Annotated in this window: 25 protein-coding genes; 4 read left to right on the plus strand and 21 right to left on the minus strand. The window is 67.3% G+C overall.

The window, feature by feature from the left end; genetic code table 11:
* Positions 1 to 59 precede the first annotated feature (59 nt).
* The 7 genes from G3572_RS16535 to G3572_RS16565 form a co-directional block, all read right to left on the minus strand.
* Positions 60 to 266 (minus strand): cold-shock protein, encoded by a 207-nt coding sequence (locus G3572_RS16535; protein ID WP_101922075.1) that lies wholly within the window; start codon positions 264 to 266, stop codon positions 60 to 62.
* 275 nt (positions 267 to 541) lie between these two features.
* Entirely contained in the window at positions 542 to 1,282 is a 741-nt protein-coding gene (locus G3572_RS16540) for a YebC/PmpR family DNA-binding transcriptional regulator (RefSeq protein ID WP_164613932.1), read from the minus strand.
* A gap of 67 nt (positions 1,283 to 1,349) precedes the next feature.
* The gene (locus G3572_RS16545; protein WP_164613934.1) at positions 1,350 to 2,693 is read right to left on the minus strand and encodes a phosphohexomutase domain-containing protein; all 1,344 of its coding nucleotides are present in this window, start codon (positions 2,691 to 2,693) and stop codon (positions 1,350 to 1,352) included.
* Between the two features lie 4 nt (positions 2,694 to 2,697).
* On the minus strand, positions 2,698 to 3,069 hold the full coding sequence (locus G3572_RS16550; protein ID WP_164613937.1) for a hypothetical protein: 372 nt from the start codon (positions 3,067 to 3,069) through the stop codon (positions 2,698 to 2,700).
* Positions 3,070 to 3,080: 11 nt separating this feature from the next.
* Positions 3,081 to 4,859 (minus strand): SLC13 family permease, encoded by a 1,779-nt coding sequence (locus tag G3572_RS16555; RefSeq protein ID WP_164613939.1) that lies wholly within the window; start codon positions 4,857 to 4,859, stop codon positions 3,081 to 3,083.
* Positions 4,859 to 5,758: a DMT family transporter gene (locus G3572_RS16560; protein ID WP_164613941.1), complete on the minus strand. Its 900-nt coding sequence runs from the start codon at positions 5,756 to 5,758 to the stop codon at positions 4,859 to 4,861. Before G3572_RS16560 ends, G3572_RS16555 begins: the two co-directional genes overlap by 1 nt.
* Complete coding sequence (locus G3572_RS16565) at positions 5,755 to 6,567, minus strand: TIGR00282 family metallophosphoesterase (protein WP_164613943.1); 813 nt, start codon at positions 6,565 to 6,567, stop codon at positions 5,755 to 5,757. Before G3572_RS16565 ends, G3572_RS16560 begins: the two co-directional genes overlap by 4 nt.
* A 98-nt stretch (positions 6,568 to 6,665) precedes the next feature.
* Here G3572_RS16565 and G3572_RS16570 point away from each other — a divergent pair, with 98 nt between their 5' ends.
* Together G3572_RS16570 and pdeM are read left to right on the plus strand one after the other, a co-directional pair.
* Positions 6,666 to 9,059 (plus strand): ligase-associated DNA damage response DEXH box helicase, encoded by a 2,394-nt coding sequence (locus G3572_RS16570; RefSeq protein ID WP_164613945.1) that lies wholly within the window; start codon positions 6,666 to 6,668, stop codon positions 9,057 to 9,059.
* Between the two features lie 82 nt (positions 9,060 to 9,141).
* Positions 9,142 to 9,792 carry a ligase-associated DNA damage response endonuclease PdeM gene (gene pdeM / locus G3572_RS16575; protein WP_164613947.1) on the plus strand — a complete coding sequence of 217 codons (651 nt, stop codon included), beginning with the start codon at positions 9,142 to 9,144 and terminating at the stop codon, positions 9,790 to 9,792.
* 52 nt (positions 9,793 to 9,844) lie between these two features.
* On the opposite strand, the gene folD is transcribed toward pdeM, so the two are convergent.
* From folD to tolQ, 12 genes are all read right to left on the minus strand, one after another.
* Positions 9,845 to 10,735: a bifunctional methylenetetrahydrofolate dehydrogenase/methenyltetrahydrofolate cyclohydrolase FolD gene (gene folD, locus G3572_RS16580; protein WP_164613949.1), complete on the minus strand. Its 891-nt coding sequence runs from the start codon at positions 10,733 to 10,735 to the stop codon at positions 9,845 to 9,847.
* Between the two features lies 1 nt (position 10,736).
* Complete coding sequence (locus G3572_RS16585) at positions 10,737 to 11,051, minus strand: chorismate mutase (RefSeq protein ID WP_164613951.1); 315 nt, start codon at positions 11,049 to 11,051, stop codon at positions 10,737 to 10,739.
* Positions 11,052 to 11,131: 80 nt separating this feature from the next.
* Positions 11,132 to 12,808, minus strand: coding sequence for a formate--tetrahydrofolate ligase (locus tag G3572_RS16590; protein ID WP_164613953.1), 1,677 nt, complete (start codon positions 12,806 to 12,808; stop codon positions 11,132 to 11,134).
* A 154-nt stretch (positions 12,809 to 12,962) separates the two neighbouring features.
* Entirely contained in the window at positions 12,963 to 13,562 is a 600-nt protein-coding gene (locus tag G3572_RS16595) for an MOSC domain-containing protein (RefSeq protein WP_164613955.1), read from the minus strand.
* An 81-nt stretch (positions 13,563 to 13,643) separates the two neighbouring features.
* Positions 13,644 to 15,551 carry an ATP-dependent zinc metalloprotease FtsH gene (gene ftsH, locus G3572_RS16600; protein ID WP_164613957.1) on the minus strand — a complete coding sequence of 636 codons (1,908 nt, stop codon included), beginning with the start codon at positions 15,549 to 15,551 and terminating at the stop codon, positions 13,644 to 13,646.
* A gap of 78 nt (positions 15,552 to 15,629) precedes the next feature.
* Positions 15,630 to 16,847: a tRNA lysidine(34) synthetase TilS gene (gene tilS, locus G3572_RS16605; protein WP_164613959.1), complete on the minus strand. Its 1,218-nt coding sequence runs from the start codon at positions 16,845 to 16,847 to the stop codon at positions 15,630 to 15,632.
* A 20-nt stretch (positions 16,848 to 16,867) separates the two neighbouring features.
* Positions 16,868 to 17,752, minus strand: coding sequence for a tol-pal system protein YbgF (gene ybgF / locus G3572_RS16610; RefSeq protein WP_164613961.1), 885 nt, complete (start codon positions 17,750 to 17,752; stop codon positions 16,868 to 16,870).
* Positions 17,753 to 17,756: 4 nt separating this feature from the next.
* The gene (pal, locus tag G3572_RS16615) at positions 17,757 to 18,302 is read right to left on the minus strand and encodes a peptidoglycan-associated lipoprotein Pal (RefSeq protein ID WP_164613963.1); all 546 of its coding nucleotides are present in this window, start codon (positions 18,300 to 18,302) and stop codon (positions 17,757 to 17,759) included.
* 103 nt (positions 18,303 to 18,405) lie between these two features.
* The gene (gene tolB / locus G3572_RS16620) at positions 18,406 to 19,695 is read right to left on the minus strand and encodes a Tol-Pal system beta propeller repeat protein TolB (protein WP_240335605.1); all 1,290 of its coding nucleotides are present in this window, start codon (positions 19,693 to 19,695) and stop codon (positions 18,406 to 18,408) included.
* 160 nt (positions 19,696 to 19,855) lie between these two features.
* Entirely contained in the window at positions 19,856 to 21,040 is a 1,185-nt protein-coding gene (locus G3572_RS16625) for a cell envelope biogenesis protein TolA (RefSeq protein WP_164613965.1), read from the minus strand.
* 25 nt (positions 21,041 to 21,065) lie between these two features.
* Positions 21,066 to 21,536 (minus strand): protein TolR, encoded by a 471-nt coding sequence (gene tolR, locus G3572_RS16630; protein WP_164613967.1) that lies wholly within the window; start codon positions 21,534 to 21,536, stop codon positions 21,066 to 21,068.
* Positions 21,537 to 21,539: 3 nt separating this feature from the next.
* Positions 21,540 to 22,235 (minus strand): protein TolQ, encoded by a 696-nt coding sequence (tolQ, locus tag G3572_RS16635; RefSeq protein WP_164613969.1) that lies wholly within the window; start codon positions 22,233 to 22,235, stop codon positions 21,540 to 21,542.
* 263 nt (positions 22,236 to 22,498) lie between these two features.
* Here tolQ and G3572_RS16640 point away from each other — a divergent pair, with 263 nt between their 5' ends.
* Complete coding sequence (locus tag G3572_RS16640; RefSeq protein WP_164613971.1) at positions 22,499 to 22,993, plus strand: REP-associated tyrosine transposase; 495 nt, start codon at positions 22,499 to 22,501, stop codon at positions 22,991 to 22,993.
* Between the two features lie 447 nt (positions 22,994 to 23,440).
* On the opposite strand, the gene ybgC is transcribed toward G3572_RS16640, so the two are convergent.
* Positions 23,441 to 23,842, minus strand: coding sequence for a tol-pal system-associated acyl-CoA thioesterase (gene ybgC, locus G3572_RS16645; RefSeq protein ID WP_164613973.1), 402 nt, complete (start codon positions 23,840 to 23,842; stop codon positions 23,441 to 23,443).
* 56 nt (positions 23,843 to 23,898) lie between these two features.
* Here ybgC and G3572_RS16650 point away from each other — a divergent pair, with 56 nt between their 5' ends.
* Positions 23,899 to 24,348 (plus strand): CreA family protein, encoded by a 450-nt coding sequence (locus tag G3572_RS16650; protein WP_164613975.1) that lies wholly within the window; start codon positions 23,899 to 23,901, stop codon positions 24,346 to 24,348.
* Here G3572_RS16650 and G3572_RS16655 read toward each other — a convergent pair.
* Complete coding sequence (locus G3572_RS16655; protein WP_164613977.1) at positions 24,323 to 24,955, minus strand: hypothetical protein; 633 nt, start codon at positions 24,953 to 24,955, stop codon at positions 24,323 to 24,325. The genes G3572_RS16650 and G3572_RS16655 overlap by 26 nt on opposite strands.
* Between the last annotated feature and the right edge of the window lie 128 nt (positions 24,956 to 25,083).

Consider the following 25,083-nt stretch of genomic DNA (forward strand, 5'->3'; position numbering starts at 1 on the left):
CGGGGGCGGCTTGCGCCACCCCCGTTCCAGATGTCTAACCCGAGGTCAGACCTGACAGATCAGGCCAGAGCCAGGTTGGTCGCCGATTCGCGACCGTTGCGGTCACGCTCCAGATCGAAGGTCACAGCCTGACCGTCGTTCAGCGCACGGATGCCAGCGCGCTCCAGCGCGGTGATGTGCACGAACACGTCCTTCTGGCCGCCTTCCGGGGCGATGAAACCGAAGCCTTTGGTGGCGTTGAACCATTTCACGGTGCCGTTGGCCATCGTGAGATCTCCTGTATTTTGTGCCACCCACAACATGCGATGGCCCGGCCGAGAGTCGTCTAGATCGCGAAACTGTGGGCCGAAGCAGACAGAAGACCGAAAGAGAAGAAGCTTTGCCCCCCCTACATGCGCGCGATGGCCCCCGATTGCAAGGGGCAACACCACAATTCGCCCGCCATGCCGCACATCCGGCCTGATGGCCGTCTTCGCTGCTTGTCCCCCGCCCGGGCGTGCCGTGCAGCGACAAGCGCCCGAAGGGAGCGCGGAGCGCCGCCTTACAGCTGCGCCGCAACCTCTTCGGGGATGTCGAAGTTATGCGTCACCGTCTGCACATCGTCATCTTCTTCCAGCAGGTCGATCAGACGCATCAGCTTTTGCGCCGTCTCCAGATCCACCTCGGTGCGCGACTGCGGCTTCCAGATCAGCTTGGATTCCGTCGACTCGCCCAGTGATTTCTCCAAGGCGTCCGACACCTCGTTCAGCGTCTCGACCGAGCAGTAGATCCAGTGGCCCTCCTCATCGGATTCCACATCATCGGCCCCCGCCTCCAGCGCGGCCATCATCACCGTATCGGCATCGCCGACGCTTGCCGGATAGGAAATCTCGCCCACGCGGTCAAAGCTGTGCGACACCGATCCGGTGGTGCCAAGATTGCCGCCCGCCTTGGTGAAATAGCTGCGCACGTTGCTGGCGGTGCGGTTCAGGTTATCCGTCATCGCCTCGACGATGATGGCGATGCCGTTCACCCCATACCCCTCGTACCGGATTTCGGTGTAATCCTCGGCATCGCCCATCTGGCTTTTCTTGATGGCGCGGTCGATCACATCCTTGGGCATCGACACCGCCTTGGCCGCCTTGACCGCCAGCCGCAGACGCGGGTTCATGTCCGGATCGGGCATCCCCATCTTGGCCGCGACGGTGATCTCTTTCGCCAGCTTGGAAAACATCTTCGAGCGCAGCTTGTCCTGCTTGCCCTTGCGATGCTGGATGTTTGCCCATTTTGAATGGCCGGCCATGACCCGATCTCCTACCGTCTTTGCGTGCTGGCCTCCCTTACACCAGCCGCAAGCCCGCCTGCAAGGCTCAGCCCAAGCGGGCCTTCACCTGCGCAAAGGCCTGCGCCGCCTCTGCCGTTCCGGCCTCGGCATAAACGCGGAACTCGGGCGCATTGCCCGACGGGCGCAGATGCACGATCCGCCCGTCCGCAAGCGTCGCGCGCAAGCCATCGGTGCGGTCCAAAGCCGCCACCGCACCGAAGGGCGCGACAAAACCCTCCAGCCCGCCGTTTGCAAGATCGGCCAGCAGCGCCTGCGACGCCTCCACCGGCACATGCTCCAGCCGGTCGGTCACGGTAAAGCGTGCAGGCTCCTGCCCCACCCGCGCGGCCAGCGATCCGGCCCGCTTGGCCTCGATCAAGGCCGCCACGATCGGCAGCAGGCTGTCGCGCGTCATCAGGCGCGGCAGCGCGCCCTCCGGCCCCTCGGCCTCAAATCCCAGCAGGAAGCCGCCATTCGGCTCGTATCCCACGACGCGCCCGCCCGCCTCTTCCATCGCCGCAATCACAAAAGGCGATCCGATGCGCGTGCGCAGCACACGGCCAAACCGGCCCGACAGGTCTACGCCGGTATTGGCCGAAACGGTGGTCACCACCACCTCTGCCCCGACCAGCGCCGCCGTGATCTGCCCCAGCACATCGCCCGGCACGATCCGCCCCGCCGCATCCGCGACCAAAGGCCGGTCGCCATCGCCATCGGTGGAAACAATCGCATCCAGCCCCTCGGCCCAGCCCCTGAACTGCGCACGCACGTCGTCCGGCACCGCCTCGGTGTCCACGGGCACAAAGACATCCGACTGCCCCAGCACCGCCACCCGCGCTCCCAGCGCCTCGAGACAGGCCACCACACCGTCGCGGCTCACCGCCGAATGCGCCCAGACGCCCACCTTCATCCCGTCCAGCGCACGGCCGAAGGCACCGCGATAGCGCGCCGCCCAGTCGCCCGTGGCCTGCATCGTGGCACGCCGCGCCGCCTCCTGCCCCGCAGGCGCGCGGCCCAGCCCCGCCAGAATGGCCGCCTCGTCGCGCTTGGTGATCTCGCCCTCCGGCACATAGAACTTGAGCCCGTTGCGATCCGCCGGAATGTGGCTGCCCGTCACCATGATGGCCGCCGCCCCCGCCGCCATCGCGGCCATCGCCAGCGCCGGTGTCGGCACCGCGCCGCAATCGGTCACCGCCACACCCTCGCCCCGCGCCGCGGCAATCACGTCCTCCGCCAAGCGGGGCGAGCTTTCGCGCAAATCCCGCCCGACCCACAGCCCGCTGCCCACCGGACAGGTCGCCAGAAAACTGCGGGTGTAATCCGCCACCAGCGCCGGGGTCAGTTCCGTGACCAGCCCGCGCAACCCGCTTGTGCCAAATTTAGGAGCCATGAGATCAATCCTTGAAAATATTCCCGACCGGCGGCGGCGAGACAAACACCTGCGAGCGCCCCGCCGCATCGGTGATCTCCACCTCGGCCATCGGCGGCACCGCCCCCTCTGCCCCGAGCGCCGAGGTCAGCCCCGTCCAGATCTGGCGGAGGAAATTGGGGTTCTCGACCAGCCGCACCGCATAGCGCGCGCCCGGCAGGCACGGGTCCAGCCGACCCTCGGGCACCACGGTCCAGTTCGTGACGCGGCACACCGTGCCATCGGTCAGCGTCAGCGTCAGCACTTCGGCAGAAAGCCGCGCGGCCTGCGGCTGCGGCGCCCCGCCCAGCGGCCCGACACAGCCCGCCAGCACCAGACAAGCCAAGAGTTTACGCATCGCTTTTCCCTTCAGAATGGAAAGAACAGCGGGATCAGGGCCGAGATCGCCACCATCATGACAAGATTGAGCGGCAAACCGATCCGCAGGAAATCACTGAACCGATAGCCGCCCGGACCATAAACCAGCGTATTGGTCTGATAACCGATCGGCGTCGCAAAGGAAGCCGAGGCCCCGAACATGACTGCCACCACAAAGGGGCGCGGATCAACCCCGATCTGTGCGGCAAGCCCGATCACAATCGGCGTCAGGATCACCGCCACCGCATTGTTGGAAACGATCTCGGTCAGCACCGAGGTCAGCGCATAGACCACAAAGATCAGCGCAAAGGGCGGCAATCCCTGCATGAAGGGGGCAACCGCGTTCACGATCAGTTGCACCGCGCCGGAATGTTCCAGCCCCGCGCCCACCGCCAGCATCGCAAAGATCAGCGCCATCAGACGCCCGTCGACAAAGCCGAAGGCCTCGTCGGCATCGATGCAGCGGGTGATCAGCACAACGCCCACCCCGATCATCGCCAACAGCAGGATCGGGGCCACGTTCAGCGCCGACAGGCCCACCACCGCCGCCAGCACCAGCACCACGATAGGCGCCTTGGTGCGGCGATAGGCGCGGTCCGACGGCTCCGAGATGTTCACCACATCCATATCCGCCGCCAGCCGCTGGATATCGGCGGGCGCGCCTTCCAGCAGCAGCGTATCGCCGACCTGCACCACCAGATCGTCCAGCTGCCGCCCGATGTTCTGGTTCTTGCGATGCACCGCCAAAGGATACACCCCGTAGCGCCGCCGCAACCGCATGCTCCCCAGACTGCGCCCCACCATCGCGCAACCGGGGGTGATCAGCACCTCTACCGTGGTCGTCTGCACCGAGGACAGCTTGTCCACCATCCGCAATTCACGGCTTTCCTGCAGCGCCAGCACCTCCGACATCGGGGTGCGCAACACCACCCTGTCGCCCGTCTCAAGCACCACCTCGCTGAGCTGCCGCCGCAAGCTGGCATCTCCGCGCAGCACATCGACCACCCGCATGTTGTCGCGCTTGAACAGGCCCACACTGTCCACCCGCTGCCCCACGATGGGGCTGTCCTCGGGCACCGCCACCTCGGTGAAGAACTTCATCCGGCTGCGGTCGGTCAGCATCATCGCCATGCTGTCCCGATCCGGCAGCAGCCGCTTGGTGAACAGCGCCAGATAGGCCATGCCCACCAGACAGGCCGCAATGCCCAGCGGCGTGATCTCGAAAATCCCGAACGGCTCCAGCCCGCGTTCCCGCGCAACGCCATCGACCACGATGTTGGTGGATGTCCCGATCAGGGTGATCGTGCCGCCCAGAATCGCCAGATATGACAGCGGAATCATCAGCTTGGACGGCGACAGCGACAATTGCCGCGCAATCTGCATGAACACCGGAATCATCACCACCACAATCGGCGTGTTGTTCATGAAGGCCGACATAGAGACCACGCCCAGCGAGATCACCGCCAAAGACCCCTTCGGATGCGTCTTTACATAGCGCAGCGCATATTGCGTGGCCGAATCCAGCGCCCCCGTCCGCACCAGCCCGCCCGCAATGATGAACATGGCCGCAATCGTCCACGGCGCAGCATTGGACAGCGATTTCACCGCATCTGCCTGCGGCAGGATGCCCAGCACCAGCATCAGACAGGCCCCGCCGATCGCCGTCACCTCGACCGGATAGGTCTCTCGCACGAACAGCACCAGCATCCCCGCCAGAATTGCCAAGGCCGCATAGGCCTCCACCATCTGATCCAGCTCGATCCCCAGCATCACGCCCCCTGTTCCGTCCGGGCCGCCGCCCTTGGCTGCACCATTGCCACGCCCGCCAGCATCACCACAAGCGCAGCCCACACCAAAGGTTGCAAACGCTCCCCCAAAAGCAGCATCGCCCAGATAACGCCCGCGCCAGTGACCAGATACGAGCATTGCGCCGCAAAAACCGCCCCCGCGCGTGCGGCCAGCCAGACATAACCCGCATAGCACAGGGCATGCACGACGCTTGATCCGATCAGCCCCCATTCGGCCACGCCCCAGCCGCCGCGCGGGTCAATCCATTGCCCGGTTGCCAGCGTGACCGGCAGGCACAGGATCATCCCGACCAGACTGGCCATGAACATCGCCTGCACCGCATCCATGCCGCCAGTGCCCCTGCGCGCGACGTAATTCGCCTCCATCGCGTAAAACAGCGGCCCCACCAGCGCCAGCGGCAGGAAGGCCAGCAGATGCCCCGGCAGGCCCGCACCCGGCGCGGCGATCAGCGCAACCCCGATCAGGCCCAGCGCCAGCCCCGCGATCCGCCGCAGCGAAAAGCGGTCCATCCCCAAGGCCAGCGCCATCGGAAACGACAGCATCGGCACCGCCGAAATCAAAATCGACATGATCCCCGACGGCAGATGCTGGATGCTGGTGTAAAACGTCGCATTCGGCACCAGCGTGCCCAGCACCGCCACCACCAGCGCGAACACCAGCGCCTGCCGCGTCAGCACCACGCCCTTGCCCCGCAGCAGCGACAGCGCCCCCAGCACCAGCGTGCAGATCACCAATTGCCAGAAGATCAGACCGAACGGCTGATGCCCCGTGCTGGTTGCCAGCTTGCCCAAAGGCTGCGTCAGCCCCCAGCCGAGGCCCAAAGCCAAGAGCACAAGGGCAAACAGCCGGTGTTCGCTCAAGGGCGCGCCTCTTCCAGCCGCCCGCCCACGCGGATCATGCGCACGCGCAGCGCCTTGCCGCTGCGGTCATCGGTTTCCACAAACACCCCCGACAGCGTGGCCACGCCGCCCGCCGGTTCAAACCGCGCCTTCGGCATTCCGGTGATGAACCGCCGCAGCGGCTCCAGCTTTTCCATGCCGATGACGCTGTTGTAATCGCCGCACATCCCCGCATCGGTCAGATAGGCAGTCCCCCCCGGCAGCACCTGCGCATCACCCGTCGGCACATGGGTATGGGTGCCGACCACAAGGCTCGCCTGCCCGTCGCACCAATGGCCCATCGCCATCTTCTCGCTGGTGGCCTCGGCATGCACATCGACAATCGACGCCTGCACCATGCCCCCCACCGGATGCGCCTTCAGCACCTGTTCGATGGCCGAGAACGGATCGTCAAACGGGCGTTTCATGAACACCTGCCCCAGAACCTGCGCCACCAGCACCTTGCGCCCCTGCGTCGCGGTGAACACCCGCCAGCCCTTGCCCGGTGCCACCTTGCTGAAATTGATCGGGCGGATGATGCGCGGCTCCTGCTCGATGAAGGACAGCATGTCCTTCTGGTCAAAGGCATGATCGCCCAGCGTCAGGCAATCCGCCCCCGCGTCCAGCAGGATCTTGGCATGTTCCGGCGTCAGACCCGCGCCCGAAGACGCGTTCTCGCCATTCACCACCACGAAATCGAGGTTCCATTCCGCCCGCAAACCCGGCAACCGCTCGGCAATCGCCGCGCGCCCGGTCCGGCCCATCACATCGCCAAGGAAAAGCATTCGCATAGCACCCGCTTAGGCCCCGCCGCAGCGCCCTTCAAGCAAAATCAGCGCGCCCGCAAAGGCTCCGTTGACGCGCCCCCACACACCGCTACCCTAAGGCGATGAAAACCCTTCCCCCCGCCCTGTCCCACTGGTTCGCCGCAAAGGGCTGGACCCTGCATCCGCACCAGTGGGACATGCTGGCCCGCGCGGGCGACCCCGCCACCCTGCTGATCGCCCCCACGGGCGGCGGCAAAACGCTGGCGGGCTTCCTGCCCACGCTCGCCGAACTGGCCGAGGCACCGCCAAAGGGCCTGCACACCCTCTATATCTCGCCGCTCAAGGCGCTCGCCGCCGACATCCGCCGCAACCTGCGCACCCCGATCGAAGGCGCGAACCTGCCCATAAGGGTCGAAGACCGCACCGGCGACACCAGCTATACCCAGCGCCGCCGCCAGCGCGCCGACCCGCCGCATATCCTGCTGACCACGCCGGAATCTCTGGCGCTGCTCCTGTCCTACGAAGACGCTCCGCGCGTCTTTGCCGGCCTGCAACGGGTGGTGCTCGACGAAATCCATGCGCTGGCCGAAAGCAAACGCGGCGACCAGCTCACCCTGCTGATCGCGCGCCTGCAACGGCTCGCGCCCGGGCTGCGCCGCGTCGGCCTGTCGGCCACGGTGGAAGACCCGCCCGCGCTTGCCCGCTTCCTTGCCCCCGATGCCGGAATCCTCTTGGCCGACCCCGGCCCCGCCCCCGACATCTCGATGCTGGAAACCGAGGCACCGCCCCCGTGGTCGGGCGGCGGCGGGCGCTATGCGATCCCCGCCATCCTCGAACAGGTCAAGCGGCACCGCACCACGCTCATCTTCCACAACACCCGCGCGCAGGCCGAACTGTTCTTCCACGACCTGTGGCTGAACAACACCGAAGACCTGCCCATCGGCATCCATCACGGCAGCCTGTCACGCGAACAGCGCGAACGGGTCGAGGCGGCGATGGTCGCGGGCAGCTTGCGCGCCATCGTCTGCACCGGCTCGCTCGACCTCGGCATCGACTGGGGAGATGTCGACCTCGTGATCCAGGTCGGCGCGCCCAAGAACGTCAAACGCCTCGTCCAGCGCATCGGCCGCGCCAACCACCGCTACAACGCCCCCTCCAAGGCGCTGCTCTTGCCCGCCAACCGCTTCGAGGTGGTGGAATGCAAGGCCGCCCTCGACGCGGTGCGCGAGCACACGCTCGATGGCGAGCCCCGCGGCCCCGGCCCGCGCGACGTGCTGTGCCAGCACATCCTGCTCACCGCCTGCGCCGGACCCTTCGAGGCCGATGCGCTTTATGCCGAGGTCATCACCGCCGGACCCTATGCCGCGCTCACCCGCGCGCAGTTCGATGCCGCGCTCGATTTCGTGGCCACCGGCGGCTATGCCCTGCGCGCCTATGACCGCTGGCAGCGACTGAAACAGACCGGCAGCCAGTGGCACCTGCGCGATCCGCGCGCGGCGGCGGTGATCCGCCAGAACCTCGGCACCATCATCGACATCGAAACCCTCAAGGTGCGGCTGAAGAACCGCGCCGGCGGCATCCCCTTGGGCGAGGTCGAGGAATCCTTCGCCGCCACCCTCACCCCCGGCGACACCTTTCTGATCGGCGGTCAGGTCGTGCGCTATGAATCCTTGCGCGAAATGACGGTCGAGGTCACCAACCAACCAGGCCGCGACCCCAAGGTTGCTGTGTTTAATGGAACAAAATTCGCCACATCCACCCTGCTCACCCACCGGATTCTTGACATTTTCGCACAATCCCGCTGGCCTGACCTGCCCGCCCACACCGCCGAATGGCTCTCGCTCCAGCGCGAGGTCTCGCGCCTGCCCGATGCCGATACGCTGCTCTGCGAAAGCTTCCCGCATGACGGGCGCGAGCATCTGGTGATCTACGGCTTTGCCGGCAGGAACGCCCAGCAGACGCTTGGCCTCCTGCTGACCAAGGCGATGGAAGAGGCCGGCCTTGCCCCGCTCGGCTTTGTCGCCACCGATTACGCGACGCTGATCTGGGGCATAGACGCCGTGACCGATGCCGCTCCCCTCTTCGACCTGCAGGCCCTGCAGGACGGGCTGGAAACATGGCTGGCGGGCAATGCCGTGATGAAACGCACCTTCCGCGCCAGCGCCATCATCGCCGGTCTGATCGAGCGCAGCCATCAGGGCCGCCGCAAATCGGGGCGGCAGGCGACGTTTTCGTCGGATATCCTGTATGACACCCTGCGTAAATACGACCCCGACCACCTGCTTTTGCAGATCACCCGCGAAGAGGCGATGCGCGGGCTGATCGACTTTGCCCGCGTCGAAGAGATGCTGGCCCGCGTCGCAGGCCGGATCGAGACGCGGCGCCTGCCCCGCGTCACTCCGCTGGCTGCACCGCTGTTTCTGGAACCGGGCCGCATCCCGGTGCAGGGCGCAGGGCGCGAGCGGCTGGCCGAAGATGCCGCCCGCCGCCTGATGGAGGCGGCAGGGCTGGCCTGACGCCCTCTGGCGGGCGTATTTCGGAAAGGTGCAAGCGGCAGGGGGATTGCATTGGCCTGCCCGCGCGGGCAGATCAGGCACCATGAGCCTGACGTTCCGCCTTGCCGATGCCACCCTGATCGCCCGCCCCTCGGGGGCGCTGTTCTGGCCCGATCAGGGCGTGCTCTGCGTGTCGGATCTGCATCTTGGCAAATCCGAACGCATGGCGCGCCGGGCGGGCACGCTGCTGCCGCCCTATGAAACCCGCGAGACGCTGGCGCGGCTGGAGGCCGAGGTTGAGGCCACCGGCGCGCGCCGCGTGATCTGTCTTGGCGACAGCTTCGACGATGCCGCGAGTCTGGACGGGCTCGAGGAAGGCGACCGGCTGTGGCTGACGCGGATGATCGCCGGACGCGACTGGATCTGGATTGCGGGCAACCATGATGCCGGCCCGCTCGAGATTGCGGGCAGCCACCGCGCCGAGGTGCATCTGGCGGGGCTGGTCTTCCGCCACATCGCGCAAACCGGCGCGCAGGGCGAGGTCTCGGGGCATTATCACCCCAAGGCAAGGCTCGCCGGCAAGGTCTGGCGCTGCTTTCTGGCCGACCGCCAGCGCCTGATCCTGCCCGCCTTCGGCACCTATACCGGCGGATTGTGGAGCCATGATCCCGCGCTTTCGGGGCTGATGCAGCCCGACGCGCTGGCGATCCTTGCGGGCGGCGCGGTCGCCCGCGCCATCCCGATGCCGCGCTAGGGGGACCGCCCTTCGGGCATGGTGTTACGCTGTGAGCCCTTCCTGCATGGTGTTACGCCGTGAGCCCTTCGGGCTCGGGCAACCCGTTTGCGCGGCAGCAGGCGGTCAGCGTATTGGCCAGCAGGCAGGCGATGGTCATCGGCCCCACCCCGCCCGGCACCGGCGTGATCGCCCCCGCCACGGCAGAGACGCCCGCGTAGTCCACATCGCCCACCAGCCGCGCCTTGCCGTCCCGCTCGATCCGGTTGATGCCGACGTCGATCACGGTGGCCCCGGGTTTCACCATATCGGCGGTGATCATCTCGGGGCGGCCCACGGCGGCCACCAGAATATCGGCGCCGCGGCACACCGCCGCCAGATCCCTCGTGCGGCTATGGGCAATCGTCACCGTGCAGCTGTCGCCGAGCAGAAGCTGCGCCATCGGCTTGCCCACGATGTTCGACCGCCCCACCACCACCGCCGACAGGCCCGAGAGCGACCCGTGATGCGCGCGCAGCATCATCAGACAGCCCAGCGGCGTGCAAGGCACCATCGCCTTCTGCCCCGTGCCCAGCAGCCCGACGTTCGAGATGTGGAACCCGTCCACATCCTTGGCCGGATCGATGGCATTGATGACCAGATCGGCATTCATGTGGGCAGGCAAGGGCAGTTGCACCAGAATGCCATGCACCTTCGGGTCGGCATTCAGCTCTGCGATCAGCGCCAGCAGATCGGCCTCGGCGGTCTCGGCGGGCAGCTTGTGCTCGAAACTGGCCATCCCGGCCTCGCGGGTCTGCACGCCCTTGTTGCGCACATAGACCTGGCTGGCCGGGTCCTCGCCCACCAGAACCACGGCAAGCCCGGGGACGATCCCCTGTTCTTCGCCAAGACGGGCCACATGCGCCGCAACGCGCGCGCGCACATCGGCCGCAAAGGCCTTGCCGTCGATCACCTGTGCTGTCATCTCAACTGTCCTTTCGCATGGAATCAGGTCCAAGCCGGTTTTCCTCGCGCGCGATCGACCAGTCGATCAGGCGCCGCCAGAGCTTTTCCACCAGATCGGGCGGCAGACCATGGGCCAGCGCATGCCGGCGCACATTGGCCACCACCTCTTCGACGCGGCTCCCGATCCGGGCGGGCAGATCGACCTCGGCCTTGATCTCGGCGGCGCGGTCGATATAGCCCGCACGTTCGGCAAAAAGCCGCACCAGATCTTCATCCAGCCGGTCAATCTCGGCCCGGATATGGGCCATGGTTTCACATTCGGCAGGTTTGCGCATCGGACCCTTCCCGTTAGACCCCCCCGACATAAAGCGCCGCCCGCCAAAGGGCAACGCGGGGAATTGCCTCAGAATCCGGCTCAGAACAGGCCTTCGACATCGCCATCCGCGTTCAGGCGGATCACCTCGGCCGAAGGCACGCGCGGCAATCCGGGCATGGTCATGATCTCGCCGCAGATCGCCACCACAAACCCCGCCCCCGCCGAAAGCCGCACCTCGCGCACCGGGATGCTGTGGCCGGTGGGCGCGCCGCGCACCGTCGGGTCGGTGGTAAAGCTGTATTGCGTCTTGGCGATGCAGACCGGCAAATGCCCATGCCCCGCCGCCTCCCAGGCCTTCAACTGGTCCACCACCGCCTTGTCGGCCACCACGGCCTCGGCATGGTAGATGCGTTTGGCGATGGTCTCGATCTTAGCCAGCAGCGGCATGGCATCGGGATAGAGCGGCGCGAAATCGGCCACGCCGCTCTCGGCCAGCGCCACCACCTTGCGCGCCAGATCCTCGATCCCCGCGCTGCCCTGCGCCCAATGCTTGCACAACACCGCCTCGGCCCCTTGGGCGGCCACATAATCCTTCACCGCCTGAATCTCGGCCTCGGTATCGGTGGTGAAATGGTTGATCGCCACCACCACCGGCACGCCAAAGCCCTTCACATTGGTGATATGGCGGCCAAGGTTGGGGCAGCCCGCCTGCACCGCAGCCACATTCTCGGTGCCCAGATCCGCCTTGGCCACCCCGCCATTCATCTTCATCGCGCGCACCGTGGCGACAATGACCGCCGCCGCGGGGCGCAGGCCCGCCTTGCGGCACTTGATGTCAAAGAACTTCTCGGCCCCCAGATCGGCGCCAAAACCCGCCTCGGTCACCACATACTCCCCCAGCTTCAGCGCCGTGGTGGTGGCGATCACCGAATTGCAGCCATGCGCGATATTGGCAAACGGGCCGCCATGCACGAAGGCGGGGTTGTTCTCCAGCGTCTGCACCAGATTGGGCTGCATCGCATCTTTGAGCAGCACCGTCATCGCGCCGTCGGCCTTGATGTCGCGCGCGGTCACAGGCGTTTTCGCCCGCGTATAGGCCACCACGATATTGCCCAGACGCTCCTGCAGATCGTCCAGATCGCGCGCGAGGCACAGAATGGCCATCACCTCCGACGCCACCGTGATGTCAAATCCGGTCTGGCGCGGAAAGCCGTTCGCCACACCGCCAAGGTTCACCACCACATCGCGCAGGGCGCGGTCGTTCATGTCCATCACCCGCCGCCACACCACGCGGCGCGCGTCGATATCCAGCGTGTTGCCCCAATAGATGTGGTTGTCGATCATCGCGGCGAGCAGGTTGTGCGCGCTGGTGATCGCGTGGAAATCGCCGGTGAAATGCAGGTTCATCTCTTCCATCGGCACCACTTGCGCCATGCCGCCGCCTGCCGCCCCGCCCTTCATGCCAAAGTTCGGGCCAAGGCTCGCCTCGCGGATGCAGACCACCGCCCGCTTGCCGATCCGGTTCAGCCCGTCGCCAAGCCCCACCGTGGTGGTGGTCTTGCCCTCCCCCGCCGGAGTGGGGTTGATCGCTGTCACCAAAATCAGCTTGCCGTCAGGCCGATCCTTCAGCCCGGCGATGAACGGCTGCCCGACCTTGGCCTTGTCATGCCCATAGGGCAAAAGCGCCGCCTCGGGGATGCCCAGCTTTGCGCCGATGGCCTGAATCGGCAATTTCCTTGCCGCGCGGGCAATCTCGATGTCGGACGCAAAGGCCATGTCACTCTCCCATGTCAGGCATGCGCCTTTTGGCGGCGCTTGGCCCCAGTGTTACCGGGGCGCTTGCCCAAAACACAGGCATTTCCGACATCCGGCCCACAAAATCCGCCGCATCCTGCCCCTGGGGCAGCACGGGACAGCGTGGCGGGCGACCTCACCCGCGCCGCGCCTCCGCCAGATGCGCCCAGACCCGCTGGTCAGGAATATGCAGGGCAATCGCCTCTCCCAGCGTGAAAACGCCCTCCCGCTCCACCCAGGCGGTGATGCCGCGCCGTCCCTTGGCGGCCTGCTTGAAGGCCTTGCCATAGCCGGGATGCGCCGCCTCGATCGGTTTGCCGGGCAGCACGCAGGGGCGGTTTTCCATATCGACCACCAGCGTCGCCCCGCCTTCGCCCTGCAGGCGTGACGACGGCGGCAGGCGGCTGAAATCGGACAGCCCCGCAATCACCATCGTGGCCCCCAAAAGCGCAGGGTCCAGCGATGCAAGCCCCATGCGCTGCGCGATCTCGGCCAGTTCCTCGGCCCCCAGAACCGAAAACTGCCGCGTGTTCCTGATCTCGGTGCCGCGCGGATACTGCGCCTTCACGCGGCTGCAGGCGGGCCGCGTCAGCCCGCCATGCGCCTCCCCTTCGGGTCCGTCAAATCCGGCGCGCAACTGCGTCAGCGGTTCGGCCTGCAACTGGCGGTTCCGGTCAGGCACCACGCCCAGCCATGTGATCCGGCCCACAAATCCGCTGGGTTTCAACGCCGCCATTCCTGCCTCCTTCAAAGCCATCCGACGAAAAAGCCCCGGAACCTGCGATGGTTCCGGGGCTTTTGCAATCCGTGTCGTGTCTCAGGCGGTGGGTTCCGGCTCCAGCCCGCCCGTCGCCTTGGGCTTGAGCTTGGGGATCGACGGGATAGAGGCGATCCCCCCGCCCGAAGCCGGCTTGTCGGCATCATCATCGCCGCCCAGCTTTTCGCCCGCGACCACCTTCTTGATCTCGTCACCGGTCAGCGTCTCGTATTCCAGCAGGCCCTGCGCCAGACGCTCGAACTCCTCGCTGCGCTCCAGCAGGATGCGGCGGGCGGTTTCATAGCCCTCGTCGATCAGGCGCTTCACTTCCTGTTCGATCAGCCGCTTGGTTTCGGCCGAAACCGAAAAGCCGCCGGTGTTGCCCTGATAGCCCTCAGCCGCCTCGGCATAATCGACGTTGCCGACCACATCCGACATGCCCCAGCGCAGCACCATCGCCCGTGCCAGCGCGCTGGCCTGCTGAATGTCACCCGACGGGCCGTTCGACACGGCATCCGGCCCCCATTTGATGATCTCGGCGGCCTTGCCGGCCATCGTCATGGCGATGCGCTGCTCGCACTGGTCGCGGTGCCAGTTCAGACGGTCCATTTCCGGCAGGCTCATCACCATGCCGAGCGCACCGCCGCGCGGGATGATCGTGGCCTTGTAGACCGGATCGCATTTCGGCAGCGCCATGCCCACGATCGCGTGGCCTGCCTCGTGATAGGCGGTCATTTCCTTCTGGTCCTGCGTCAGCACCATGCTGCGCCGCTCGGCCCCCATCATCACCTTGTCTTTCGCGTTCTCGAAATCGTCCATCGCGACAAAGCGGCGGCCCACACGCGCGGCCATCAGCGCCGCCTCGTTGACAAGGTTCATCAGATCGGCACCCGAGAATCCGGGGGTGCCGCGCGCGATTGTGCGCAGGTCCACATCCGGCCCCAGCGGCACCTTGCGGGCATGCACCCCAAGGATCTTCTCGCGGCCCTTGATGTCGGGGTTCGGCACATGGATCTGGCGGTCAAAGCGGCCGGGGCGCAGCAGGGCCGGGTCCAGCACATCCTTGCGGTTGGTGGCGGCGACGATGATGACACCCTCGTTCGCCTCAAACCCGTCCATCTCGACCAGAAGCTGGTTCAGCGTCTGCTCGCGTTCGTCATTGCCGCCGCCGATGCCCACGCCGCGCGCACGGCCCACGGCGTCGATCTCGTCGATGAAGACGATGCAGGGCGCGTTCTTCTTGGCCTGTTCGAACATGTCGCGCACGCGGGACGCACCCACGCCCACAAACATCTCCACGAAGTCGGAACCGGAGATGGTGAAGAACGGCACACCCGCCTCCCCCGCAATGGCGCGGGCCAGCAGCGTCTTACCGGTGCCGGGCGGGCCGACCAGCAAGGCGCCCTTCGGGATCTTGCCGCCAAGGCGGCTGAACTTCTGCGGGTTGCGCAGGAATTCCACGATTTCCTCAAGCTCTTCCTTGGCCTCGTCGATGCCGGCCACGTCGTCAAAGGTCACGCGGCCATGCTTTTCGGTCAGCAGCTTCGCGCGCGACTTGCCAAAGCCCATCGCCCCGCCTTTGCCGCCGCCCTGCATCCGGTTCATGAAGAAGATCCAGACGCCGATCAGCAACAGGAAGGGCAGGAAGGTCATCAGGATCGACACAAAGCCCGATTGCTGCTGCGCCTCGGCCCGCACCTCGACGCCCGCCGCGACCAGACGGTCGGTCACATCGGTGCCCTGCGGCACGATCGCGCCATAGGTGTTGCCGTCCCGGCCCCGCACCTGCAACCGCTCGCCATCGATGACCACGCTGGTCACCTCACCCGAGTCGACCCGCTGCACGAAATCGGAATACGAGATCTGGCGCGACGAGGTGGTGGTCTGATTGCCGCTAAATAGATTGAACAGCGCAAGGATCAGAAAGAACAGAACGACCCAGAATGCGATATTTCGTGCATTGCCCACGAAGCGTCTCCTCACATGTCCGCCGCCCGGGACAGGGCGGCGGTCTTATCCCCTAAGATAGACAGAACGGCGCTGGGTTCAATGCGATAACAGGAATAAGCCAAAACCTGCCGTCAATGTCGCAGTAATGTCTTGACGATCGGTTAACCCAAATCCCAGCGCCGGAACCGCCAGCAGCCGCCCGCCCTCCCAGACGGCCGGGGTCGTCACGGCCACCGCGCGCGCCAGCCCCGCGGCGCGCCAGTCCGGCACCTGCGCCAGCCCCTCGGCCCCCAGCGCGCGCACCACGCCCGGCCCCGTCCCCTGCACCTGCCAGCGCCCGTCCCAGACCGCGCCGAGCGGCACCTCCGGCCCGAGGCTGCGCGGCTCGCGCACCAGCACCGCCAGCCCCCCGCGCGGCATCATCCGGCAGCCGCCCAGCGTCGCGCTGCCCCCCGCGCCCAGCGCCGCCACCATCTGCGCCAGCCCCGCCGCCCGTGGCACATGCAGCGCGCCCGACATCCACATCACCGCCGCCTGCACCAGCCGCCGCGCCACCTCGCCCGGCAGCGCGGCAAAGCCCGCGCGGTCGATCTCCAGCGCCCCCGCACGCTCCACCACCAGCCGCGCCGCCGCATCAGCGACCAGCCCGCGCAAATCCGCCTGCACCGCTGCCAGATGCCGCGCCACCGCCGCCAGCCCCGGCGCGGTGATCCCCACCCCGGCCAGCCCCGCCAGCGCGCGCCGCATCTTCACACGGTCAAAGCCCGTGTCGTCATTGCTGGGGTCATCGACGAACCACAGCCCGCGGTCCTGCAAAAACCCCCGTAGCGCCGCGCGCGTCACCCCCAGAAACGGGCGCGCAAAGGCCACACCGCCTTGGGTCCACGCAGGCCGCATCCCGGCCAAGCCGTCCAGCCCCGCCGCCCGCGCCAGCCCCAGCAGCACGGTTTCCGCCTGATCGTCCGCCGTATGCGCCACCAGCACGGTGCCGATCCCGCCCGCCCGCGCCCAATCGGCAAGCAGCCCGTAGCGCGCCGCGCGCGCGGCCTCCATCAGGTTGCCCGCCACCGCGCCATGCTCCCAGCGCAGCACCGCATGCGGCAGGCCCAGCCCCGCACAGACCTGCCCCACCTGCACGGCCTCTGCCGCCGCTTCACGCCGCAGGCCGTGATCCACCGTGGCCACTGCCAAGGGCCGCGCCGCCACCCCCGCCAGCAGATGCAGCATCGCCATCGAATCGCCGCCGCCCGACACGGCAAGCCCCACAACCCCCTCCCCCGGAACGGAAGAAAGCGCCCGTCGGGCGCTTTCCATCAGATCCGGGCCTTGCGGGCTCACTGGCACTGATACCCCTGCATCGCAAGCTGCGCCTGCGTGGCCGAAATGCTGCCCGGATAGCGGGTGCCGACTTCGGCCAGCGTGACACATGCCTCGGGCGTCTGCCCCAGAACGGCCAGCGACTCGCCCAGCCGCAGCAGGGCATCGGCGGCAAAGGCGCCATCCGGGTTCACCGAAAACGCCTCCAGATAGGCCCGCGCCGCATTCGACGTCTCGCCCAACTGTTCCAAAGCCTCGCCCCGGCGGAACTGCGCCTCCTGTCCTAGCGGCGAGCCAGGATAGGATTGGGTAAAGGTCGCAAAGAGGTCCGCGGCGGTGCGAAAGTCACCTTGACCGAGCACCGCCTGGGCCCGGTCGAAATCTGCCTGCTCGCCAATTGCCAATTCCGCGCCGCCCGCAATGGCTCCGCCGACCGGCGGCACCGAGGGTTCCTCGATCACCACCGCATTCGGCGGCTGCGAAGGCACCACCGCCGCCGTGCCGCCCGTGGCAGCCCCCGCGCCCATATCGCCGCCCAGAAGCGGGGTCGTGCCGACCGTCGCCAGATCACAGCCCGGCGTCACCTCGCAAAGCCGGAACTCCAGATCGCCGATCCGGTTGGTGCCATCGCTGATGACGCGGTTCAGCCGCATCTCGATATCCTCGGCCCGCGCGGTCAGCCGCGAAAGCTCGGCCTCCAGCGTGTCCATGCGCTGCAAGGCCGATCCGCCCGCCATTGCGCCGCCCGAGGCCCCGGTCTGCACCAGTTCCGTTTTCAGCCGGTTGAACTCGGCCGAAAGCGACCCAAGCTCGGCCCGGATATCGGCCAGCGTCTGGGGGTTGGCCTGCGCGAACGCAGGCCCCGCCATCAGCACAAAGGCCATCAAAACCCCGCGCAGCATCAGCTTACATCCCCGCGCCCATCGAGAGCACGGTCACCGCGCGGCGGTTCTGCGCATAGCAGGCTTCCGACGAACAGACTTCCACCGGACGCTCCTTGCCATAGCTGACGGTGCGCATCCGGTTGGCCGGAACGCCCTGCGAAATCAGGTAGTTCTGCACCGAAGCCGCACGGCGCGCGCCCAGCGAGAGGTTGTACTCGCGGGTGCCCTGCTCGTCGGCATGGCCTTCGATGATCACGGCATAGCTGCTGTTGGTCATCAGCCATTGCGCCTGCCCCGACAGCACCTGACGGCCCTGGTCGGTCAGCGTGTGCTGGTCCACGGGGAACAGCACGCGGTCACCGACGCGCTGGTTGAAATAGGCGATCGAACGCGGATCATTCGGATCACCCAGACCCGTGGTGTCCACGAAACCGCCGCCCATGCCGGCACCGCCCGCGCCACCCGCACCACCGGCTCCGGCACCGCCAGCGCCAAAACGGTCAGGGTTGTTACAGGCTGCCAGTCCGAACGCGGCAACAAGCAGAAGGGCCTTGGGAAGAAGCGACATGGTGTATTTCCTTTTCTTGGCTCGATTGGCCATAGCGTATCAGATGTGTCGTGACCTGTGAATCGGCCCCTTAGCGGGGGCCGATCCGGCCACGCGCGGAAGATCAGGGCAGCAAGGGCGACCACGCCGGGTCAGAGGCTGCGCCCTCGGTCGGGATCTGGCGCAGGTTGCGCCCCGAGATATCCACCGAATACAGCGCCGCCTGTCCGCCCGCACCGCTGGTCTCGCGGGTGAACATGATCACCCGCCCGTTCGGCGCCCAGGTCGGGCCTTCGTCAAGGAAGGACGCGGTCAGCAAGCGCTCCTCGCGGCCATCGGTGCGCATCACGCCGATGTGGAACCGGCCCTGATGCTGCTTGGTAAAGGCAATCATGTCACCGCGCGGCGACCAGACCGGGGTGCTGTAGCGCCCCTGCCCCGCCGAAATCCGCCGCGCCTCGCCGCCGCTGGCGGGCATGATATACAGCTGCTGCGACCCCGAACGGTCACTTTCGAACACGATCTGGCTGCCATCGGGGCTGAAGCTCGGCGCGGTCTCGATCGAGGGCGCGTTGGTCAGCTGCACCAGATTGCCCGATCCCAGCGTCAGCATGTAGAGGTCCGAGTTGCCGCCCCGCTCGAGGCTGAACACCACCCGCCCGCCATCGGGCGAGAAGCGCGGCGCAAAGGTCATGGTGCCGGGCTGCTCGGCCAGCGTCTGGGTGCGCAAGGAGCCGACATCCATCAGCGTGATGCGCGGAAAGCCGGTCTGATAGCTGGTGAACAGGATACGGTCGCCACTGGGCGAGAAACGCGGTGCCAGCACGATGGAACTGCTGTCCGTCAGATACTGCACATTCGCGCCGTCATAATCCATAACCGCCAGCCGCTTCAGCCGGTTGTTCTTCGGCCCCGACTCGCTCACGAAGACAACGCGCGAGTCAAAATAGCCGCCCTCGCCGGTGATCCGGCTATAGGCCGCATCGGCCACCTTGTGCGCCATGCGCCGCCACGTCTGCGGCGTGCCGGCAAATTGCAGCCCCTCGCCCAGTTGCTGGCCGCTGAACACGTCGAACAGGCGGAACTTCACCACGATCCGCCCGCCCGAAACCGTTACCGCGCCGGTAATCACCGCCTGCGCGTTGATCGCCTTCCAGTCCTCATAGGCGATGGAACTGTCAAAGCTGCTGATGCGGCTGATATGCGCCTCGCGCGGGATCTCGCGGAACAGCCCCGTCCCCGACAGGTCGGCGGCGATCACGCGGGCGATGTTGCGGGCATATTCCCCCGCCCCGCCCTCGTCGACGAAATCCGGCACCGCAAAGGGCAGCGGCTCGATCACCCCTTCGGTGATTTCGATGCGCAAAGGCCCCGATTGCGCCTGCGCCGGGGCCTGCAGCCCGAACAGGCCCATCAGGGCGATGGCAAGAACGGGAAGAGACAAATGTTTTACTGTCATCATGGCCTCGGGTTGTCCTCGGTCTGTTGCGGGCAGCATAACGCAGCCATCGCCGGGGTAAGGGGGAAAACGAAGGGCAAAACCCCCGTTTGGGCAAGTTCTGGCGCAAACGTGATCATCTGACCCGCATCCCGTCAGGGTTGAACACCAGTTCCATCTCGCGCCACTGGTCGTATTTCTCGGGCGGCAGCGGGAAACCGCGCGCGCCGCAACGGATGATCGCGCGCCGCGCCGCTTCAAACGCACCGCGCGCACCGGCCTCCGATCCGCCGGTCGAACTCACCAGACGGATCGAGCCTGCATCCGGCACGCCGTTCTGCGCCACCGAGACGAAAACCACCACCGTGGTGTTCAGCGCATCCGACGACAGGCTGCCCACGTTCCAGCACTGCTGCACCGCCACCCGCAGGGCATCGCGCTCGCCGCTGGTCATCGGCGGCCCGACAGGCGCATTGGTCGCCCCGCCGGTCGGCGCGGGCTCTTCGGCGGCCAGCGCCTCGGCCAGCGCGGCGGCCACCGCATCGGCATTGCTGTCAGGCGCGGGGGTCGGGGTCGGCGTCGGTGTAGGCGTCGGCGTCGGCCGCGCGGTTTCCACCGGCGGGGCCTCGCTGCGCACGGGGCGGCCACGCGGGCGCGGACTGCTCGGCGGCGCGCCAGAGGCGACCACCTCCTCGTTGCGGTTGGCTTCCGTCTCCAGCACGGTGCCCGCTTCTTCGGGCTGCGCCTCGGGGCGCTCGGGCTCCACGATCTCGGGCGCTTCCACCGGATCGGGCGTCACCGCCTCCACGGGGGCCTCGGCCACCTCCACCGCAGGCGCGGGCGCATCCACCGGCACCGGGGCCACGCGCGGCGCGGGCTTGGGCCGCGGGCTGCTGGTCGGCGGCAGCGGCACTTCGGGGATGGGGTCGGGATTCACCGGCAAGGGCAAGGCATCGGCCACGCCGTTGTTTTCCGGCAAGGCCTCTGGCGCCGGCACCGGCTCGGGCGCGGGCGGCGGCGTCTGGCTCGGCGCGGGCAGGTCCGGCACCACCGGCGGCGGCGGCTCGACCGCGGGCGCAGGCACGGGCTCGGGTGCAGGGGCAGGCGCGGGCGGCTCGGGCGCGGGTTCTGCCGCAGGCGCAGGCTCGGGCGTCGAGGGCGCGGCGGCCACCATCGCATCGAACTCGGCGGCCGAGATCAGCGACACCTCTGCCACCTCCACCGCCGCGGGTTCCTGACGCGCAAACAGCCAATCCCCCAGAATCACCCAGAGGATCAAAGCCGCATGGCCAGCGCCAGATATGACTGTGCCCGTCTGCATTGCGCGCGCGTTTTCCCAATCGGCCCTAGTTGCCGCTGCCGTTCATCGCAGGCCCGTCCGTATCGGTCACCAGACCGATCGAATTGAACCCGCCCGCGTTCAGCGCGCCCATGACTTCCGCCACCCGCTGATAGGGGATCGCCCCGTCGGCGCGCAAAAACACCTTGTTGCTCGTCCGCTCCGCCGCGATCGCACTCAGCCGGGGGATCAGCTCGTTCATCGGAACTTCCGTGGTCTGGATCAGGGTGCGGCCATCCGCCGTCAGCGTGATGCTCAGCGGCTCTTCCTGCTCGGTGGGCAAGGCACTGGCCGCCGTGCGCGGCAACTCCACCGGCACGCCCACCGTCAGCATCGGCGCGGCCACCATGAAGATGATCAAAAGCACCAGCATCACGTCGACAAAGGGCGTGATGTTGATCTCGGCCATCGCCGCCGACTTGCCCCGGCGGCGGCGGCCCGATCCGCCACCCGATTTCTGCTGAACCCCGCCCCCCACGGCTCAGGTATCCAACTGGCGCGACAGGATGGTGGCGAATTCATCGGCAAAGCTTTCATAGCCGCCCAAGATACGCTCGCTGTCGGAATTGAGCTTGTTGTAGAACACCACCGCCGGAATAGCGGCGATGAGGCCGATGCCGGTCGCCAGCAGCGCCTCGGCAATACCGGGGGCCACGACGGCAAGGTTGGTGTTCTGCGAGATCGCGATCTGCTCGAAACTGTGCTTGATGCCCCAGACGGTGCCGAACAGCCCGATGAAGGGCGCGGTCGCCCCGGTGGTGGCCAGAAAGGACAGGCCGGTGTTCAGCCGCTCGCTCTCGCGCGAGATCGCCACATTCATCGCCCGGTCGATCCGGGCCTGCGCGCCCGCGATCAGCGCGCCATCCTGCCGGTGGCTGCGCCGCCACTCCAGCATCCCGGCGGCAAAGATCTTCTCGCTCGCCCCTTCCGGCTGCGGCCCGATCTTTTCGAAAAGTTCATCCAGCGGCTCGCCCGACCAGAAGGCACGGTCGAAAATCTCGGCCTCGCGGCGCGCCGCGCGATAGACGATATGGCGCTGCACGATGGTTGCCCAGGACCAGAAGGACATGACCATCAGCATGATCATGACGATCTTCACCGTCAGCGTTGCGCGTGCAAAAAGGGCGATCAAAGAGAAATCAATCTCCTGCGCCATCGCAAGGGTTTCCGTTTCCATTACGCCTGCTCTTGTTATCGGGGCCTTGTCGGCCGCCTGTTACCAGTGATTCTATCTGGATTTGAAGCGGATTGCCAACACAACTGCGTCACAAGGCGGCAGATCGCTGAAACATTGCCGCGCCTTGCGCCCCTCGGCGAGGGTGCGTGCAAGCACGCACCCTACACAATACGGCGCCGATCGCGCCCACGGCAGGCCTTACAGGAGGCGCGATGCCGGCGCGGTTTAAGACATGCTTAACCTTGGGCAGGCAAACTCGCGCCATGCCAGAGTATCGCCGCCCCGACCTGACCGACATGCCGATCTACTTCACCGTGGCGCTTGCCGATCGCGGCAGTGACGCGCTGCTGCGCAACATCGGGCTCTTGCGGCAGGCGGTGCGCCAGACCCGCGCCGAACGCCCCTTCGACATTCTGGCTTGGGTGGTGCTGCCCGATCACATGCACTGCATCTGGTCGCTGCCCGAAGGGGACCGCGACTATCCCACGCGCTGGCGGCTCATCAAGTCGCGGGTGTCGCGGGCGCTGCCCTGCGGGCCACGGCGCGCGTCGGACATGGCCCGGCACGAACGCGGCTTCTGGCAGCGCCGGTATTGGGAACATCACCTGCGCGATGCGCCCGATCTGTCCGCGCATCTGCGCCAGTGCTGGCTGGACCCGGTCCGCCACGGGCTCGTCTCCCGCCCGGAAGACTGGCCGTGGTCCTCGCAGGCCCGCGCCCATCGGCGCGCCGGGGCCGCACGGGCCGAAGCCGGATAGGCCCCCCGCGCCTCGACCGCCGCACGCAAAGCACGGCCAGCGCCGTCCCGCCCCCCCCGCGCCGCCAGCCCAGCGGGCGCCAGACCGAGGAGCGCAGCCCCCCGCAGCCCGCCCCGACCGCTCCTCGCGCGGTATGACCCGCAGCACATTCCCGCCCGTCCCCCGCGCGGCATGACCCGCAGCACATCCCCGCCCGCCCCTCGCGCGGTATGACCCGCAGCACATTCCCGCCCGTCCCCCGCGCGGCATGACCCGCAGCACATTCCCGCCCGTCCGCTGCGCGGCATGACCCGCAGCACCTCCCCGACCGCCAAACCGCGTAGGGTGCGTGCGCGCACGCACCCCCCTAACCCCAGGCTCGAAACCCGCGCCGCGAACCTTAACAAACCCCTAACACCACAGGGCCAAGCCCTTGATTCCGGACACCACGCCCTCTGCCCGCGCGTGTTACACCCCGCCCGCCAGCATCACCGCCCGAACCGCCTCGGGCACCCGCACGGCCCGCCCCTCCGGCCCCAGACAGACCAGCACCACACGCGCCGCAAACAGCCGCTCCTGCCCGCGCCAGACCGCCTGATCCAGCACGATCCGCGCCCCCCCGACCTCGACCAGCGCCGTCGTGACCGCCAGCAGGTCGTCAAAGACGGCAGGGCGCAGATAATCCGCCTCCACCCGCCGAACCGCAAAGACAATCCCCGCCTCCGCCCGCAGCCGCCCCTGATCCACCCCCATCTCCCGCACCCATTCGCTGCGGGCCCGCTCGATGAACTTCAGATAATTGGCGTAGTAGACGATCCCCGCCAGATCGGTATCCTCGTAATAGACCCTCACCTCGAACCGATGCGCCACAGCCTTCCCCCTTTTCCCTGACCGCCCCGAGCGGTTCCCCGCAACCGGAGCCACCCATGATCCGCGCCGCCGCCGCCCTCACCCTCGCCCTCGCCGCCCCCCTCCACGCCGAGCAGGTCGGCCGCGTCGGGGTGGACTGGGTGGGCAATGACATCCTCATCGAAAGCGTGGCCGACCCCAAGGTGCAAGGCGTCACCTGCCATGTCGCCTATTTTGACCGCTCCCTGATCGACCGCCTCTCCAACGGCAACTGGTTCGAAGACCCGTCCTACTCCGCCATCGACTGCGTGCAGACCGGCCCGATCACCCTCGGCAACATCAACCGCAGCCGCGGCGGCGAGACCGTGTTCTCGGAACGCCAGTCGCTGATCCTCAAATCCCTGCGCGTCACCCGCATCTATGACGCGGCCAACCACGCCCTCGTCTACCTTGCCCATGCCAGCGAGGTCACCCAGGGCTCGGGCAAGATGTCCCTCTCGGTCATTCCGCTCCCCCCGCCAGAGTGACCCGCGCCGCCAACCGCAAGGCGTGGCTGGCATCGCGTGCCACCTGCGGCAGCACCGGATCATAGGCCGCGCGGATCAGCGCCGCGACCTCGGGCTTCAGCACCGCGACGCCCTCCCGGATCTCCAGCGGCGGCGCACCGGCAAAGGCCCGCTCGCTCCACGGCAGGATCACCTGCACCGCCTGCGACAGCGCCAGCGGCGCGGCGGGCACCGATGCCAGCGCCGCATCCATCCGCAGGAACACGAAACAGGCCCGGATCGCCCCCGCCTGATCAAAGCGGAACACCCGGTACTGGTTTGCCCCCGCCGCCTCCAGCCGGTCCACCAGCGGGCCAAGCCCCTCGATCAGCCGGTCAAGATTCGGCACCGCCCGCAACTCGGCCCAGTCCCGGCAGAAGAACAGCATCAGGTTTGCCCCCAGTTCCGCGTCCGTCTCGGCCATCTTGTGCCCGGCCAGCGCCACCACCGCCTCGACCGCGCCCTTGACCACCGTCAGGGTCGCCTCCTCGACCCCGAAGACCACCGGCACAATCGGCCGCCCCCAGCGCGCGCACAGATAACTGCCATCGCCGCGCGTGAACATCGCGCTGATCCGCTCCGCGTCCATGCCGCCCTCCTCGTCCGTTTGCCCCAAGGCGTTTGCTGTCCAAACGCTCCCGCCCTTAGCGCCCCCGGCCCGCGCAGACAACGCCCCGCATTTGCAGCAGCCCCGAATACGCCCGCCGAAAGCCTCCC

This window comes from Pseudotabrizicola algicola (assembly GCF_010915705.1).
In the GTDB taxonomy this organism is placed as follows: domain Bacteria; phylum Pseudomonadota; class Alphaproteobacteria; order Rhodobacterales; family Rhodobacteraceae; genus Pseudotabrizicola; species Pseudotabrizicola algicola.